At 57.3% G+C, this 15570-nt stretch carries 15 protein-coding genes and 1 pseudogene; 9 read left to right on the top strand and 7 right to left on the bottom strand.

Translation table 11 applies throughout. The features are described from left to right. Positions 1-424: 424 nt before the first annotated feature. Positions 425-1360 (top strand): PEP-CTERM sorting domain-containing protein, encoded by a 936-nt coding sequence (locus Thiowin_RS05090; RefSeq protein WP_328986655.1) that lies wholly within the window; start codon positions 425-427, stop codon positions 1358-1360. Positions 1361-1471: 111 nt separating this feature from the next. On the opposite strand, the gene Thiowin_RS05085 is transcribed toward Thiowin_RS05090, so the two are convergent. The 4 genes from Thiowin_RS05085 to Thiowin_RS05070 all read right to left on the bottom strand — a co-directional run bounded on the left by Thiowin_RS05085 (position 1472) and on the right by Thiowin_RS05070 (position 4746). Further along, the gene (locus Thiowin_RS05085; protein WP_328986654.1) at positions 1472-2338 is read right to left on the bottom strand and encodes a ThiF family adenylyltransferase; all 867 of its coding nucleotides are present in this window, start codon (positions 2336-2338) and stop codon (positions 1472-1474) included. A 751-nt stretch (positions 2339-3089) separates the two neighbouring features. Continuing rightward, complete coding sequence (locus Thiowin_RS05080; protein WP_328986652.1) at positions 3090-3320, bottom strand: type II toxin-antitoxin system HicA family toxin; 231 nt, start codon at positions 3318-3320, stop codon at positions 3090-3092. A 29-nt stretch (positions 3321-3349) separates the two neighbouring features. Further along, positions 3350-3694 (bottom strand): hypothetical protein, encoded by a 345-nt coding sequence (locus Thiowin_RS05075; protein WP_328986651.1) that lies wholly within the window; start codon positions 3692-3694, stop codon positions 3350-3352. 674 nt (positions 3695-4368) lie between these two features. Then, complete coding sequence (locus Thiowin_RS05070) at positions 4369-4746, bottom strand: hypothetical protein (RefSeq protein ID WP_328986650.1); 378 nt, start codon at positions 4744-4746, stop codon at positions 4369-4371. 664 nt (positions 4747-5410) lie between these two features. Here Thiowin_RS05070 and Thiowin_RS05065 point away from each other — a divergent pair. From Thiowin_RS05065 to Thiowin_RS05045, 5 genes are all read left to right on the top strand, one after another. After that, the gene (locus Thiowin_RS05065; protein WP_328986649.1) at positions 5411-5614 is read left to right on the top strand and encodes a type II toxin-antitoxin system HicB family antitoxin; all 204 of its coding nucleotides are present in this window, start codon (positions 5411-5413) and stop codon (positions 5612-5614) included. 259 nt (positions 5615-5873) lie between these two features. Beyond that, on the top strand, positions 5874-6749 hold the full coding sequence (locus Thiowin_RS05060; protein WP_328986648.1) for a DUF2887 domain-containing protein: 876 nt from the start codon (positions 5874-5876) through the stop codon (positions 6747-6749). 256 nt (positions 6750-7005) lie between these two features. Then, a complete protein-coding gene (locus Thiowin_RS05055) occupies positions 7006-7998 on the top strand; it encodes a hypothetical protein (RefSeq protein WP_328986647.1) in 993 nt (330 codons plus the stop codon). A 245-nt stretch (positions 7999-8243) separates the two neighbouring features. Beyond that, a complete protein-coding gene (locus Thiowin_RS05050) occupies positions 8244-9209 on the top strand; it encodes an RpnC/YadD family protein (protein WP_328986646.1) in 966 nt (321 codons plus the stop codon). Positions 9210-9555: 346 nt separating this feature from the next. Continuing rightward, positions 9556-10626 carry a hypothetical protein gene (locus tag Thiowin_RS05045; protein ID WP_328986645.1) on the top strand — a complete coding sequence of 357 codons (1071 nt, stop codon included), beginning with the start codon at positions 9556-9558 and terminating at the stop codon, positions 10624-10626. Between the two features lie 190 nt (positions 10627-10816). Here Thiowin_RS05045 and Thiowin_RS05040 read toward each other — a convergent pair whose 3' ends face one another. Together Thiowin_RS05040 and vapB are read right to left on the bottom strand one after the other, a co-directional pair. Then, on the bottom strand, positions 10817-11218 hold the full coding sequence (locus tag Thiowin_RS05040; protein WP_328986644.1) for a type II toxin-antitoxin system VapC family toxin: 402 nt from the start codon (positions 11216-11218) through the stop codon (positions 10817-10819). After that, positions 11215-11478: a type II toxin-antitoxin system VapB family antitoxin gene (gene vapB, locus Thiowin_RS05035; protein WP_328986642.1), complete on the bottom strand. Its 264-nt coding sequence runs from the start codon at positions 11476-11478 to the stop codon at positions 11215-11217. Before vapB ends, Thiowin_RS05040 begins: the two co-directional genes overlap by 4 nt. A gap of 498 nt (positions 11479-11976) precedes the next feature. On the opposite strand from vapB, the gene Thiowin_RS05030 reads away from it, so the two are divergent. The 3 genes and pseudogenes from Thiowin_RS05030 to Thiowin_RS05020 all read left to right on the top strand — a co-directional run bounded on the left by Thiowin_RS05030 (position 11977) and on the right by Thiowin_RS05020 (position 14820). Then, positions 11977-12924 carry a hypothetical protein gene (locus tag Thiowin_RS05030; protein ID WP_328986641.1) on the top strand — a complete coding sequence of 316 codons (948 nt, stop codon included), beginning with the start codon at positions 11977-11979 and terminating at the stop codon, positions 12922-12924. Positions 12925-13455: 531 nt separating this feature from the next. Continuing rightward, positions 13456-13623 carry a hypothetical protein gene (locus tag Thiowin_RS05025; RefSeq protein WP_328985932.1) on the top strand — a complete coding sequence of 56 codons (168 nt, stop codon included), beginning with the start codon at positions 13456-13458 and terminating at the stop codon, positions 13621-13623. A 122-nt stretch (positions 13624-13745) separates the two neighbouring features. Further along, positions 13746-14820: pseudogene (locus Thiowin_RS05020) on the top strand (reverse transcriptase domain-containing protein). 318 nt (positions 14821-15138) lie between these two features. Here Thiowin_RS05020 and Thiowin_RS05015 read toward each other — a convergent pair. Continuing rightward, entirely contained in the window at positions 15139-15567 is a 429-nt protein-coding gene (locus tag Thiowin_RS05015; protein WP_328986640.1) for a group II intron maturase-specific domain-containing protein, read from the bottom strand. Positions 15568-15570 lie beyond the last annotated feature (3 nt).

Raw genomic sequence — 15570 nt, 5'->3', positions numbered from 1 at the left:
CCTGGCTTTTTGGCCCTTGGCGACATCCTGTTAAGTGTCTTCTTTATTCATAAAAACAGGTAGTTAAGTGATTTTTTCGGCCCTTTTCCCGTGCTGTGCGGCGCCTGTTTTGACCTTGATTGGGCCGTTTTGAGCCTGTTTTTCCGCTCAAATCGCGTCCACGGGTGTCAGGTTTTTTTACAGCTGGGCCATGCTGGCGTTTTCAAAAATAATGCGATAATAATCAGAGCCTTGAGAAGGTTTTTCGCCGTTAGCCCGCTTGTCATCAGGCTCTTCGGGGTGATTTTAGGCAAATCGAGTGTCAGCTTTTTTTACAGTCACGGCAGGGGGTGAAAAAAGAAGTCTTTTGAAACAATATGTTATAAGTTGGCATCTGGATTGCTTTAGAGATTTGCGTGGAGGGTTGGTGAGATCGGTCCTGTCCATGAACAAATTCAACTTACTGGGGAACAAAGAAATGAAATTGCACAAGAAGCATTTTGTGGGGTTTGCGCTGACGATGGCGGCTGCGCAGGCGGGTGCTACTCCATTTTTCGTCGATACCGACGGCACAGGGGTCGGGATTTCTGGAACCTTCGATGCAACGGTCTGTGCTACCTGCTCTGGCTTAAAGACGCAGATGGATTTCAGCTACAACTCTGAAACGACGATCACCCTGGACGACGCGAACCTGGTTGGTGACGCGATTACCACCATTGGCGGTCTTGGTGTAGATGGCTTTAATGACATCGGCTATGGCTATAACCGCATCAGCGGCTTTTTGCCCGGTAACGCTTCAGCTGGCTTCGTAAATGATTCCATTTTCTTTGATGTTTTTAGCGGCAGTTGGGGGTTGTCCTTTGACTTCGAACTCCAAGGGGAAATTACCGCCGCTTCTGGCAGTACAGTCGAGAGCTTGAAATACAACTCCGGCCTCATTGAGGTCTTTCTTGTCCGAGACGCCGATCCTCTTACTTCCGGCGGCGGCCTTGAATTCATCAATATCTTTGACATGACCGTGACCGGAAGCGACAACAGCAATAACCAAAACTTTATCGTAAACGGCTTTGTTTCCTTCAGCGGTGACGAAGACCCGCTTTTCCAAGACTTCTTCAATACCACAGGGGCCTCGTGTGCCGGATCTGGCAGTAGCTTCTATGACCTTGCAACCTGTGTGCCACCCGTTGAGGTGCGCTGGGTGCTTGACCAGAATCTTGACGACGAAGAAGTGACGTTCACTGCAGATCCGACGGTGGCAATGCTTTCGGGCAACCATAACGGGAGCATTAAGTTTGACGTACCCGAGCCAGCATCACTCGCATTGCTGGGCGCTGGCTTGCTGGGGTTTGGCGCTTTCGGTCGCAAAAAGGCCGCTGCGTAAATGCTTAATCCATGGGCTAACTGATTAGTCCGATATGGAAGGCGCCCTAAAAATTAGGGCGCCTTCTTTTTGCGTTGTTTTTTGGTGTAAAAAAACAGCTTATCCCGTCAGTCAATCAAGCAGGAGCCGCCGGATATACCAAAACATCAACCGCTGCATGGGGTGGCGATTGCCCCATGGCCGATAGGTTTTGATCAGCTTGTTGCGATAGGCATCAAAATGCAGCCCGTGCGGCACGCTGACCACATCACCACGCTGGAGCAGAAATTTCACCGCATTGGTACAAGCCACGCCAGCGGCCAACTCAATGCCAATGGCGGTGGAAGGCACCTTCTTCTTAAACAGATTTACCGAGCGGCGATCGACCAGATAATGCCGCTGCTGCATCGACGGCGATACGCCGACGATAAACTTTAAAATCTGATCCTCGAACGCAAAACCGTCCAGGCAGAAATACTGCTCAAAGCTCATGCCCTTGGGGTCGAAGGCAAGCATGGAGGTGCCCATTCCCATGGGCGCGGCGGTCACGGCGGGAATGCCGCGCTCATGACAGCGGGCGAATACCTTGCGGCGAATCTCCAGCGCGAACATATCCAGACTGTCCATGTACAAATCAACGCCGTCCAGAAAGTCATCGATATTCTCCAGGCTCAGTCCATTTGGCATCAGTGACAGTTGCACCTCCGGGTTGATGTCCCGCACCTGATTGGCCAGCACATCCAGCTTGGGCTTGCCCATGGTCGACTTCATCGCGCCCGCCTGCCGATTGATATTCGCCCACTCAAAGGTATCCAGATCTGTGATGGTGAACTGTCCCACCCCAAGCCGGGCAAGGGTCAGCAAATGGCTGCCGCCAACCCCGCCCAGGCCCCCAACAGCCACCCTGCAGCCGCGCAAACGCGCTTGCTCGGCTTCAGTAAACCACCCAATATTGCGCGAAAACGCAACCTCATAATCAAAGCGCTCTTGCTGAGACATTCCACACCTCTTTGTTAGCCGGCATTTCAAACAGCTCCCGCGCGTTCCGGTGAACCTTTACTGGGGAGTTTTTCGCGAGAGTTCTGGGAGTTCCGGGAACAGAAAACGAGCAAAAGGGGTCAGGATCGAATTAATTTTCGAGCCGCCCACCGGCTGCGGCACTTACCAAGCCCGGCACCCTTGACCCTGATGAAGAGCACGGACGCACAAACTCCCATCCAACCCCGCACCCGAGCCCTCGATGCGGGGTTTTTCATGTTTATCTCTGAGCATGAGCGGAGCCTGGGGCGCGGTTGCGCAGGTGTTTGCTCAGCCGGATGGCTTGAACTTGGGGTTGACTGCTTTTAGATTGTTGGCCCCGAGCTGGGCACCCGAGGGGGCGGAGGTTTAGGGGGAAAACCGGGACGGAAAACCGGGACAGACCACGTTTTTTTGTTGAGTTCCGGTGGCAGTTACTCCATGGTTTCGGCGCCGCCCTTCGGCGACCGCGCCATGCCAAACCGAGTTCTGGTGACAGTTTACTGAATCGAGCAGTTCCGGTGACAGTTTACTGAATTGATCTCGTTCATCTTGGCTTGTGCAATGGCAAGTTCCGGGTAATCAAAGGAATCAGGTTTGAATTATTTTTTGCTAAAATCTAGGCATGCAAAGACGCCCCGGTTGGGGGGCATGAGTGGCTCAGGGTGGTTGTTTAAAATCGCGTACAAAAACCCCACTCGCTGGCAGTGGTTTCCTTGAGGTGATGGTCTGGCTACCAGAGCCAGTGCCATTTTCGTTTCTTATCCGCTGCGCGGTAAAGCTCACGGCGAGTGATCCCAGCTTGCTTGGCCATGGAATCAGCAAGATCAAGCGTAAATGGCTCCTTCGGACAATCAACTGTGACCTTATGGAACTGTTGACCGTCCTGCTTGATCCACTGTTCGTGCGAGGTGCCAGTGCGTTTGGCAGGAGAGAAACCGAGTGCCTTCAGTGCGCGCTTCACCTCCGCGCAACTTAGATTCGGCCAGCGACTCATGCGTGGTGGGGTGCCACCGACGGCTGTGCGCTGCGCGCGAAATCGCACGCCTGGTGACGCAGTAAGAAGCCGGCAAGGCGCAAATGGATCAAGTAATACTTCAGTCGCTGCCGCCATGGGGCCATGCGTGGGACCAGTTGATCGTAATAAGCGCGATCAACGGTGTTGGCCTCCTCAATATAGCTGTCGATCTGCACGTCGAGCTTGCATCTGGCGTCCTGAGCGCTCTCGCCTTGGGCGGCCAGGCAAAGATCAATGCATACAGCGACCCACATTCGGGGAGCTTGCTGTTCGGCATAGCAGCGCAGGTGCAGCGGCGCTGGTTGGGTGAATTTTTTCATTCGCCACCACTCGATGTTGTGCTCGCAGCATCGTGTCTACACAAGACCCGGTGTAGGCAACGTATCGCGACCAGCAGATTTTCTCGTTACTCCTGGTTTAGTCTAGCAGGAATTGCGCTTCCAGCCTCCAAAGTTTACTGTTCAGGAGCATTTTGTGTTGTCTTGCAGGGGAATTAGGAATTAATGGGGTCAGTGCGGCCTGGCAAGGCCGCGTGTTCTAGCGGGTTAGAGTCCCGCCTGGGTAATCGTGAGCCGCGAGCCCAGTATCAAGCCTTGCGGCGCGAAGGGTAACTGACGCGACGATGCGTAGGCGTGAAAACAGGCGAGGTGCAAAGGTAACGGGTGAAGCCGACCCTGAAGGTGTAGAGCCCCGAAAATTGAATTGAGCAAAAGTGAGCAAAAGGGGTCAGGATCGAATTAATTTTCGAGCCGCCCACCGGCTGCGGCACTTACCAAGCCCGGCACCCTTGACCCTGATGAAGAGCACGGACGCACAAACTCCCATCCAACCCCGCACCCGAGCTCTCGATGCGGGGTTTTTCATGTTTATCTCTGAGCATGAGCGGAGCCTGGGGCGCGGTTGCGCAGGTGTTTGCTCAGCTGGATGGGTTGAACTTGGGGTTGACTGCTTTTAGATTGTTGGCCCCGAGCTGGGCACCCGAGGGGGCGGAGGTTTAGAGATAGCGTATCGCGGTGATGACCAGACCAACGCCAGTGGCCATGAATCCGACAAGCCACATGAAGTGTTTGTCATGGCGTTTGATCATCTCGTCGAAGCGCTTGTCGACTTGCTCGAAGCGCTTGTCCATGTCGGCTTTCATCAAGTCTAAGCGCTTGTCGACTTGCTCGAAGCGCTTGTTGATTTGGTCAAAGCCTTCGCGCATCAGCTCGCGTTGGTGCTTGAGTTCTTCCTCGACGCGCACCATGCGCTCGCGCAGTTCGATCTCATAGACCACCGGCGGTTTGCCAAGGCTTTGCTCAGCAATCCACTCACTAATGTGGTCTTTGACGTACTCGCCGATTTGTTGCAGGTCTTGCTGAGCCAGAGCCATGTGCCGTTCTCTGTGTTACCGGTGGGGCTGTTCCGCAACGGGTGATTTTACCAGGGGATTTGCAGCCGCGCGTAGTTGACCTGAAAGCTCATTTCGCGCCCAAATGCAGTGCGGTTGAAATGCTTCAAGGATGCGTTGCAGTTTAGTCCAAGGTGCGGCGGATTGGAAGACAAAGGGTGGAGTTCCAGGGACAGTTCCGGGGACATATATGGTCCGCCCCGCGATGCAAGGGGGAAAACCGGGACAGACCACGTTTTTTTGGGGAAAACCGGGACAGACCACGTTTTTTTGTTGAGTTCCGGTGGCAGTTACTCCATGGTCTCGGCGCCGCCCTTCGGCGACCGGGCCATGCCAAACCGGCGGTCATGGAGTTCTGGTGACAGTTTACTGAATCAGAAGCAAAGGGGGCAGGGTCGAATCGGCCAAATGGGGCCAGGCTCGAATTAATTTTCAGTTCTCCTGACCTGAAGGTCACGGACGTACGCACCCACTTCCAACCCCGCTCCCGTTTATACGGGGCGGGGTTTTTCGTGTTTGGTTGGCAAGGCAGGGCGCGCTGTTCGCGGCTAAAGACGGTCACACCCGAACGCTGAACCCTAGAATCGGCCAAACTTCAACCAAGAGAACAAACACACTCGAGAGGCTTGAATAGGAGTTAATGGCAATGCAAATGACCGTGCAAACTGAACGAGAAAGCGATGGTCGTTGGTTGGCTGAGGTCATCGACATTCCGGGCGCGATGCAATATGGCCAGACGCGCGAAGAGGCTGTGGCGCGCGCCGAGGCGCTGGCCTTGCGGGTAATGGCCGAGCGTATCGAACAGGGCGAGCCACCAATCGAGCCGATTCAGGTGACCTTTGCCGCATGAGGAGCAAATGGTGCGAGGCTTGAATTCATGTCGAGCCACCGACCGAGTGAAGCGCAGCCCGAACCCGGCTTGACTGAACGGGCACGGATGCCCGAGACCCTCATCCAACCCCACTCTCGATCCCTCGGGGCGGGGTTTTTGGCGCGTGGGTCAGCGCATGAGGCACTGTTCGCGACCTAAAGCCCTTCCCAATCTCGCCACCCAATCGGCTAAACTCCGCCCATCACAGCCGACACCGATATACCCCGCCCGGCCCGCGATGAAGACCGACCACCCGATTTATCTTTTTCTGCGCAGCGGTCCCGAAGCCTTCCGGGTCCTCACCGGCGGCCTGGAGCTCCAAGGCCCCTATACCGCCTGCTCGCTGACGCTCAAAACCATCGAGCGTCGGATCGATGGTCTGCTTGAACCCATTCATCACCCGGGGCCGACCTATGTGGTCGAATTCCAAGCCCAGCCGTCGGCCAAGGCGCTGTACAATCTGAGCAGCAAAGTCGGCCTCTACGGCGAGGAGCATCCAGAGCGGGAAGTGGTCGGCATCGCCGTGTTTCTCCATGCCGCCGACATCCCGAAACACCCACGCTGGGTCCATGCGCCAGGCTCGCCCATTCACTGTGTTGCCCTCGACAGCTTCCTGCGCGCGTTGCTTGATCGCGAACCGCACAACCCCTTTGTGGCGGTATTCGCCCCGCTGGTGATCGAGCGTGACGCCGAACTGGCCGAGCGCGCCCCGGCGCTCTGGCAGAGCATCCAACAAGCGCCGCTGGGAGACGAGATCCGCGCGACGCTGTCGGACGTCATGGAGTTTTGGTTTTTTGAGCGCTACAAAGACAAGTCAGCAAAGGAGATTTGGGCCATGTTGAACCTGATCACCCCGATCCAAGAAACCAAGGCGTATCAATCGATTTATGCCGAGGGATTGGCGGATGGCGAGGAGAAGGGCAAAGCGGAGGGCAAAGCGGAGGGCAAAGCCACAACATTGCATCGGCAACTGACCCGGCGCTTCGGCTCGCTGCAACCCTGGGTCGAGCGGCGGATCGCCGCCGCCTCCGAGGCGCAGCTTGAAACCTGGCTCGATGGCATTTTTGATGTCACCAGCGTTGAGGATTTGCTCGGAGGCGAGGACCGGCACTGACGCGCGGAAGCGAGCAAAAGGCGAGCAAAAGGAGCAAAAGGCGAGCAAAAGGAGCAAAAGGCGAGCAAAAGGAGCAAAAGGGGTCAGAGGAGCAAAAGGGGGCAGGATCGAATGGCAATTAATGTGGCCATATATGGTCCGCCCCGCGATGCAAGAGGAAAATCGGAATTATGGGGGCTCAATTCCTCACACTGATCCCTCCAGACCGCTGGCCCCACCATCTAGCCCCTGGGTTCGCGCCTCGCGAGTTTTTCCTGTGGCAGCCAACCATCACCACGCCATCGCCTCCCCCACCCCCCCCGGCAGATCGACTAAACTGCTACCATGCGCCGCCGCGACCAACGCATCCCCTGGCACAAACTCCTTAGGCCTTGCCCAGGCCGATGCCCTGATCGGTTTGCGCTATCAGGTCAGCACCGAAGAAGAACTTGCCCTGCGCAGTCAGCGCCTCGATGTGCTCATCATCGAACAGGGGCAATCCCCGGAGACAACCAGCAGACCCGCCGACGACAGCCCGGATGGACTGGAAGACCTGACCAAGCACAACCTGCTGAGCTTCAAAGCCGCCGATGCGCCCTTCAGCGCCTGGTTTGCCGAAGAATTGCTCAGTCACTCCGTCACCTATCGCAAAGTCGCCTCCCTGCGCGCCCTGGGCAAACGCCAGTCAGGCAAAGACCAACCGCTGGAGGAGCCCAAGGAAGGCTACCGGCTGTTACCGGCCGAGGACTTCCGCTGCTACGCCATCGCCACCCGCTTTCCGCGCCAACTGGTCAAACAACCGCGACCGGGCAGTTGTCAAAAGACCGAGAAAGCGGGAATCTATCACCTGCGCTTTGGCACCCGCGACCTGCGCCTGGTAGTGATCAACCAACTCGAACGCCACCCGCGCAACGCGCCCTGGGGCCTGTTCGCCACGGATGAAACACAGTGGCGCGCGGCCTATGCCAACTATCGCTCGCACAGCGACATCGGCATTCACCTGCACAATCTCATTGGGTATTTTCGCCTGGGAGAAGGACACATGGCCTACACGCAAGAAGACATGCACCGCGATGCCCGCGAATGGCTCAAGGGCGCACTGAGCGAACTCGACCCTGAAGAAGTCCTCCAATGTTACGCTCCCGAGGATCGTCTCAAGGGGCTTGATCCCGAGGATCGTCTCAAAGGGCTTGATCCCGAGGATCGTCTCAGGGGGCTTGATCCTGCCACCATCGAAGCCTGGTTGGCCAAGCAGCGCTGGGATCACTAAGCGCGGATTGCCCATCCCTCTGACTGCTCGGTTAAAGGGTTAAAGGGATCGATTTATTCTCGAGGCATTGCCCGGCGAAGCGCAAGCCAAGCCCGGCACTCCGGATCAGATAGGCAATGACGCCCAAAACCCCTTTCCAACCCCGCTCCCGAACCATCGGGGCGGGGTTTTTTGCGTTTGGATTGGCGGGGCTCGTGGCTCGGCTGCTCCCCTCTCGGCCACCAAATCGGCTACACTCGCCCCCCATGAGAGCCGACACCCAAGCCAGCGACACCAGCGACAAAGCCGACTACGACAGCCCCTGGAAAGAAGCGCTGGAGCGGTTCTTTCCAGAGTTTCTCGCGCTGCTGTTCCCGGCCATCCATGACCAGATCGACTGGCGCGTGGCGCCAGAGTTTCTTGACAAAGAACTCCAACAGATCGGCGGCAACAGCCCGCGCGGCCGCCGCCATGCCGATAAACTGGTTCGGGTGCGCGCCAAAGACGGCAGCGATCTTTATGTGCTGATCCATGTCGAAGTCCAAGGCGACCCCGAGGGCGACTTTGGCGCACGGATGTTTCTCTACCAGACCCGCCTGCGGGATCGTTACAACACAGATGTCGTCAGCCTCGCGGTCCTGACCGACACCAGCCCCCGCTTTCGCCCGAAGTCATTTCGCCACGCCCGCTGGGGCTGCGGGATCGTCTTTCGCTTCCCCATGGTCAAACTGCTCGACTACACCAGCCCCGAGCGCTGGGCCGAGATGGAAGCCAGCGACAATGTTTTTGCCTTGGTGGTCATGGCGCAAATTCAGGCCAAGGTCACCGACGATGCCGAGACACTGAAACGCTGGAAATTCCGTTTGATGCGCCTGATGTACGAGCGCGGCCACGAGCGCGCGCTCATTGAAGAGGTGTTACGCCTTATCGACTGGATGATCCGCCTGCCCGCGGCGCTGGAGGCGGAATTTCGCCAAGAACTCTATGCCTACGAGGAGCAACGCCAAATGCCTTATGTCACCACGTTTGAGCAAGCCGGAATTGAGAAGGGGATGGAGCTGGGAGTGCAGCAGGGCGAGGCCAGGACATTGCTGCGTCAGCTTGATTTAAAATTCGGCCCCGAGGCCGTGCAAACGCACCGCGAGCGCATCGAGCAGGCCGAGCTTGAGCAACTCGACACTTGGCTGGGTCGCATCCTCAGCGCCGAGACCCCCGAGACCATCTTCCACTGAGGCCTATGGCGCGCGTCAGTCAACGCCTGGGCGGCGCAACGCATCATCTCCGACGATTCCGAGGCACAGGTCGAGACCTGGCTGGACGGCATTTTCGATGCCACCAGCGCGGAGGATTTACTTGGGGGCGAGGACCGGCACTGACGCGCGGCGGCGCAAAATGCGAGTTCTGGTGACCGAGTTCTGGTGACAGTTTACTGAATCAGAAGCAAAGCAGAAGCAAAGGGGGCAGGGTAGAATTAATTTTCGCCATCCCCGGGACATAGACTCAATTCCTCACACTGATCCCTCCTGACCGCTGACCCCACCATCCAGCCCCTGGGTTCGCGCCTCGCGAGTTTTTCCTGTGGCAGCCAACCATCACCACGCCATCGCCTCCCCCACCCCCCCCGGCAGATCGACTAAACTGCTACCATGCGCCGCCGCGACCAACGCATCCCCTGGCACAAACTCCTTAGGCCTTGCCCAGGCCGATGCCCTGATCGGTTTGCGCTATCAGGTCAGCACCGAAGAAGAACTTGCCCTGCGCAGTCAGCGCCTCGATGTGCTCATCATCGAACAGGGGCAATCCCCGGAGACAACCAGCAGACCCGCCGACGACAGCCCGGATGGACTGGAAGACCTGACCAAGCACAACCTGCTGAGCTTCAAAGCCGCCGATGCGCCCTTCAGCGCCTGGTTTGCCGAAGAATTGCTCAGTCACTCCGTCACCTATCGCAAAGTCGCCTCCCTGCGCGCCCTGGGCAAACGCCAGTCAGGCAAAGACCAACCGCTGGAGGAGCCCAAGGAAGGCTACCGGCTGTTACCGGCCGAGGACTTCCGCTGCTACGCCATCGCCACCCGCTTTCCGCGCCAACTGGTCAAACAACCGCGACCGGGCAGTTGTCAAAAGACCGAGAAAGCGGGAATCTATCACCTGCGCTTTGGCACCCGCGACCTGCGCCTGGTAGTGATCAACCAACTCGAACGCCACCCGCGCAACGCGCCCTGGGGCCTGTTCGCCACGGATGAAACACAGTGGCGCGCGGCCTATGCCAACTATCGCTCGCACAGCGACATCGGCATTCACCTGCACAATCTCATTGGGTATTTTCGCCTGGGAGAAGGATACATGGCCTACACACAAGAAGACATGCACCGCGATGCCCGCGAATGGCTCAAGGGCGCACTGAGCGAACTCGACCCTGAAGAAGTCCTCCAATGTTACGCTCCCGAGGATCGTCTCAAGGGGCTTGATCCCGAGGATCGTCTCAAAGGGCTTGATCCCGAGGATCGTCTCAGGGGGCTTGATCCCGAGGATCGTCTCAAGGGGCTTGATCCCGAGGATCGTCTCAAAGGGCTTGATCCTGCCACCATCGAAGCCTGGTTGGCCAAGCAGGGCAGGAGTTCCGGGGACAGTGTTCTTAATTCCCCCTGACTGATCCCGCTTGACTACTGACTCCCACTATCCAGCCCCGGGGTTCGCACCTCGGGGCTTTTTTGTGTGCTCATATTGTGCGAATTAATGGGGTCGGGTTCGATTTAATTTTCGAGACACCCACCAGTCGCGGCGCCTGCTAAGCAGCCTAAATGCCTCGATCATAAAGTTATCGCGGTGCGCTGGCGGCTTAATCGGTTACCCAGTTTTCAACAACGAGGCCTGGGTAATCTTCAAAGTCCAACTCGTTATTGGTTACCAATATGGCTTGAATGCTCAATGCGTGTGCAGCAATTAAGCGATCCATGGCATTGCGCCTTCGATCAGGAACGGCGGCGCGCAGTACGCCGTATGCGTTGGCAGCGGCTTGACTAAAAGGCAAGTATGGAACACGCTGCTCGAAAAGCTCTAATGCTTTTTCATTGTGAGCCTTGGTATCAGCGTTTTTCTCGATGCCGGCTCGAAGCTCGGCATAGGTGATAATCGACATGCCAACATCGCCCCGTTTTAATGTCTCGAAGCGAGCGGCCACCGATGCCGACTGATGTTGCATAATGTAGATACAGATATTGGTATCGAGTAAATACCTCATGGCTGCTCTGCTGCTTTTCCAAAAGTACCCCAATCTCTGTCCGTTTCTGGCGAGGGCGCGCGCCCATCAGACATGAAGTCTGGCGTAAACATGGTACAAATATCCATGATGTCTGCAAGGGACTGAGCTTCCGTCGGTCTGAGGACGAGCGCGGTTCCAATGCGTTCAATCATCACTTCCTGGACGTTGTCTGCAAATGCAAGTTCTTTGGGAATACGCACGGCTAGGGAATTGCCACTTTTGAAAATACGGGTTTGCATCGGTCTGATTCCATGGTGTCGGAGTATATTCAGTATATACATTAAGCGCGGCTCCGGCCAAGCCCAGAACTCCTGACCTGAAGGGCAAGGACGCCCGCACCCACTTCCAACTTTGCTCCCGTTCATTCTGCCTGCAGTTCTGGGCCCAACTGCGTCGGGGAGTTCCGGGGACATACTCAATACCCCTGACTGATCCCGCCTGACCACGGCTCCCACCATCCAGCCCCCGGAATAAGTTCTGAGTTCTGAGTTCTGAGTTCTGAGTTCTGAGTTCTGAGTTCTGGTGACAGTTTACTGAATCAGAAGCAAAGGGGGCAGGATCGAATTAATTTTCGCAATCCCGGGGACATAGACTCAATTCCTCACACTGATCCCTCCTGACCGCTGGCCCCACCATCCAGCCCCTGGGTTCGCGCCTCGCGAGTTTTTCCTGTGGCAGCCAACCATCACCACGCCATCGCCTCCCCCACCCCCCGGCAGATCGACTAAACTGCTACCATGCGCCGCGACCAACGCATCCCCTGGCACAAACTTCTCGGCCAAGCCCTAGCCGATGCCCTGATCGGTTTGCCCTATCAGGTCAGCACTGAAGAAGAACTCGCCCTGCGTAGCCAGCGCCTGGATGTGCTTATCATCGAACAGGGGCAATCCCCGCAGGCAACAAGCAGACCCGCCGACGACTGCCCGGATGGACTGGAAGACCTGACCAAGCACAACCTGCTGAGCTTCAAAGCCGCCGACGAGCCCTTCAGCGCCTGGTTTGCCGAAGAACTGCTGAGTCATTCCGTCACCTACCGCAAAGTCGCCTCCCTGCGCGCCCTGCGCAAGCGCCAGTCAGGCAAAGACCAACCGCTGGAGGAGCCCAAGGAAGCCTACCGGCTATTACCGGCTGAGGACTTCCGCTGCTACGCCATCGCCACCCGCTTTCCGCGCCAACTGGTCAAACAATTGCGATCCGGCAGTTGTCAAAAGACCGAGAAAGCGGGAATCTATCACCTGCGCTTTGGCACCCGCGACATGCGCCTGGTGGTGATTAACCAACTCGAACCCCACCCGCGCAACGCCCCCTGGGGCCTGTTCGCCACGGATGAAGCACAGTGGCGCGCGGCCTTTGCCAGTTATCGCTCGCACAGCGACATCGGGATTCACCTGCACAATCTCATTGGGTATTTTCGCCTGGGAGAAGGATACATGGCCTACACACAAGAAGACATGCACCGCGATGCCCGCGAATGGCTCAGGGGCGCGCTAAGCGAACTCGATCCTGAAGAAGTCCTCCAATGTTACGCTCCCGAGGATCGTCTCAAGGGGCTTGATCCCGAAGATCGTCTCAAAGGGCTTGATCCTGAGGATCGTCTCAAAGGGCTTGATCCCGAGGATCGTCTCAAAGGGCTTGATCCTGCCACCATCGAAGCCTGGTTGGCCAAGCAGCGCCGGGATCACTAAATGGTTAAAGGGGTCAGTGCGGCCTGGCAAGGCCGCGTGTTCTAGCGGGTTAGAGTCCCGCCTGGGTCATCGTGAGCCGCGAGCCCAGTATCAAGTCTTGCGGCGCGAAGGGTAACTGACGCGACGATGCGTAGGCGTGAAAACAGGCGAGGTGCAAAGGTAACGGGTGAAGCCGACCCTGAAGGTGTAGAGCCCCGAAAATTACGTTGGAGAGTGCCGACGGGTTTGGCCCCCCGGCAGGCAACAATGCATGTCGCGTCACTGGTCAGTGGCATGGATACTCCCCGGGGTCCGAGGCCGTGTCGAGCCTTATATTGAGAGCACGTGGTAACCAGGGAGATCCGTGCATCGGTCCGCTGGAGGCGGGCACCGGCGAACAAGTGTAAAAAGCGAGGACGCCGGCGGTGGTGCACGGAAGTCGGAGCCACTCGTAAGAGCGATGACGCCCGGTAATGCGGGTCGAGCATAAGGGGTGGCGGTCTGAGATAACGTGACAGTGACACACGTCCCTACGCTGAGAGGACTAAGAGCGTGACAACCAAACTGAAACGTTTCACACTGAAGGCGCGCGAGGAACTGCGCACGCGGTTCACCTCCCTGATGGGGTTGTTGTTTGATCCCGAGGGGTTGCTTGATGAGCTTCGGACGCCAAGACGGACGCCCCGATTGGGCACAGGGCGCCCGGAGTTGATGGGGTAAGAAAGGAGGACTATGCCAAGGGCCTATTGGCTCGCTTGGAGGACTTGTCGGCACGGATACGCCGACTGGGCTATCGGCCGCAACCGGTGCGGCGAACCTACATCCCGAAAGGGGACGGACGCATGCGTCCGCTGGGTGTTCCGAGTTTTGAAGACCGTCTGGTGCAGGATCGCCTCAGCCAAATCTTGCAGGCCATCTGGGAGCCGGAGTTTCTGGACTGCTCCTATGGCTTTCGCCCTGGGCGCAGTGCGCATGATGCGCTACGTCGGGTCGCGGAGGTCATCACCAACGAACGGACGTTGCGGGGTGGTTGAAGCTGACATCAAAGGCTTCTTCGACCACGTCTCCCATGCCCACCTGCTGCGCTTTCTAGAACATCGCATCGGCGATCCGAACCTTCCACGGATCATCGAGCGGTTTCTGAAAGCCGGCATCATGGAAGATGGCGTATTTGCAGCCAGCGTCGAAGGGACGCCGCAAGGCGGATTGGTCTCGCCCGTACTGAGTAATATCTACCTGCACTACGTGCTCGACCTTTGGTTCGAGAAGCGTTTTGCAAAGCAGTGCGCGGGCAAGGCCTACCTGATTCGCTACGCCGATGACTATGTGGCCTGCTTCACGCACGAGGTCGACGCCCGCGCCTTTCTCACCGAAATGCAAAAGCGCTTGGCCGAGTTCGATCTGGAGATCGAGCCGAGCAAGACGGCGCTGCTGCAAGTTGGCAGTGCCCTGTTGACATCAAGAGGGCTTGGACGCTCGCGGGTGCAATACCAAGGACCACGCACCTTCAGCTTCCTCGGCTTCACCCATTATGTGGGTCGGAGTCGGACGGGGCGCTTCGTTGTTGGTCGCAAAACCGACGGCAAGCGCCTGCGCAAGAAGCTCAAGGCCCTCAACGACCGCCTGCGGGAGATGCGTACTGAGGGAGGGAACGCCATGGTGGCGTTTCTTGCGAGGCATCTGCAAGGACACATTCAGTACTATGGTGTCAGCGGTAACAGTCGCGGGCTGTCGAGCTACATCTACTTTGCCCAACGGCTGCTGTTTACGTGGCTAAACAGGCGAAGCCAGAAGCGCTCGCTTAACTGGAAGCAATTCTCGGCCTACATACGCCGCCTCCTGCCCAAGGCAGAAATTCGCCACAACCTTTACCCCGTCCCTTGGTGGATGACTCAGACTGGGAGCCGGATGCTGTAACACTCCAAGTCCGGTTCTGCGAGGAGCCGGGTAACAAAGCTGCGCATGGTCATAATATTGTGGCACCGCCGGGAAACCAGGCGGAAACAGAGAAAACAAACCTTGACCTAAACGCGGACAAGTTCCCGGCTTACTCTCCGAATGGTTAAAGGGGTCGGTTAAAGGGTAGAGTAGAGAGCATGTTGTCATCACTCGCTTTAGCTCATCTGTTTTCCGCCGCTTTGGCGGTGCCTTATAGCCGAGGCGTAGCGATGACTCCCAGCCCTCCCTCATCATACCGTGCATGCGATTTTCCCGCACACGGCTTTCCGATGCTCTTCACACCAAGGCATGCACCGTCTTCCAGCCGGGCACCTTAGGGAGCTTGTGCAGTCCATGGCGGTCATAGAGGTCGCGAGACGGGAATTTGGCATGGCCTGCCTTCCAGTTCTTGACCTTATGTCGCTTTCGCAAGTGGATTCGCAGCCGCTGTTCGGCGTGGTTTCTGACCTTACTCATCGCCAGACTGGAATTGCGGAAATGGAAGTAGCCCGCCCAGCCTCTCAGGCTGCGGTTGACACTCCCCACCACATCGTCCAGCGGGATACAGGTCAGTTCTCGTCGTGTTAAGTCCGTCACTTTTGCCATGATTTTTCCCACAGCTTTGTCCGACGGGCGCACGTTCAGGTACCATTTGCCGGTCTTGGCGCCTCGGCTCATCTGGAGCGTAAAGCCCAGAAAGTTGAAGCCCGATTCCTTGGCATCCACCAC

Source organism: Thiorhodovibrio winogradskyi (assembly GCF_036208045.1).
Classification (GTDB): domain Bacteria; phylum Pseudomonadota; class Gammaproteobacteria; order Chromatiales; family Chromatiaceae; genus Thiorhodovibrio; species Thiorhodovibrio winogradskyi.
The sequence above is the reverse complement of the archived record's forward strand: the minus strand, read 5'-3'. Positions and strand labels throughout refer to the sequence as shown.

Excerpts from the sequence above, each read along its gene's own strand:
- Thiowin_RS05090 (WP_328986655.1), top strand. The coding sequence starts at position 425 with ATGAACAAATTCAACTTACTGGGGAACAAAGAAATGAAATTGCACAAG.
- Thiowin_RS05085 (WP_328986654.1), bottom strand. The coding sequence starts at position 2,338 with ATGTCTCAGCAAGAGCGCTTTGATTATGAGGTTGCGTTTTCGCGCAAT.
- Thiowin_RS05075 (WP_328986651.1), bottom strand. The coding sequence starts at position 3,694 with ATGAAAAAATTCACCCAACCAGCGCCGCTGCACCTGCGCTGCTATGCC.
- Thiowin_RS05070 (WP_328986650.1), bottom strand. The coding sequence starts at position 4,746 with ATGGCTCTGGCTCAGCAAGACCTGCAACAAATCGGCGAGTACGTCAAA.
- Thiowin_RS05065 (WP_328986649.1), top strand. The coding sequence starts at position 5,411 with ATGCAAATGACCGTGCAAACTGAACGAGAAAGCGATGGTCGTTGGTTG.
- Thiowin_RS05060 (WP_328986648.1), top strand. The coding sequence starts at position 5,874 with ATGAAGACCGACCACCCGATTTATCTTTTTCTGCGCAGCGGTCCCGAA.
- Thiowin_RS05050 (WP_328986646.1), top strand. The coding sequence starts at position 8,244 with ATGAGAGCCGACACCCAAGCCAGCGACACCAGCGACAAAGCCGACTAC.
- Thiowin_RS05040 (WP_328986644.1), bottom strand. The coding sequence starts at position 11,218 with ATGAGGTATTTACTCGATACCAATATCTGTATCTACATTATGCAACAT.
- vapB (WP_328986642.1), bottom strand. The coding sequence starts at position 11,478 with ATGCAAACCCGTATTTTCAAAAGTGGCAATTCCCTAGCCGTGCGTATT.
- Thiowin_RS05030 (WP_328986641.1), top strand. The coding sequence starts at position 11,977 with ATGCGCCGCGACCAACGCATCCCCTGGCACAAACTTCTCGGCCAAGCC.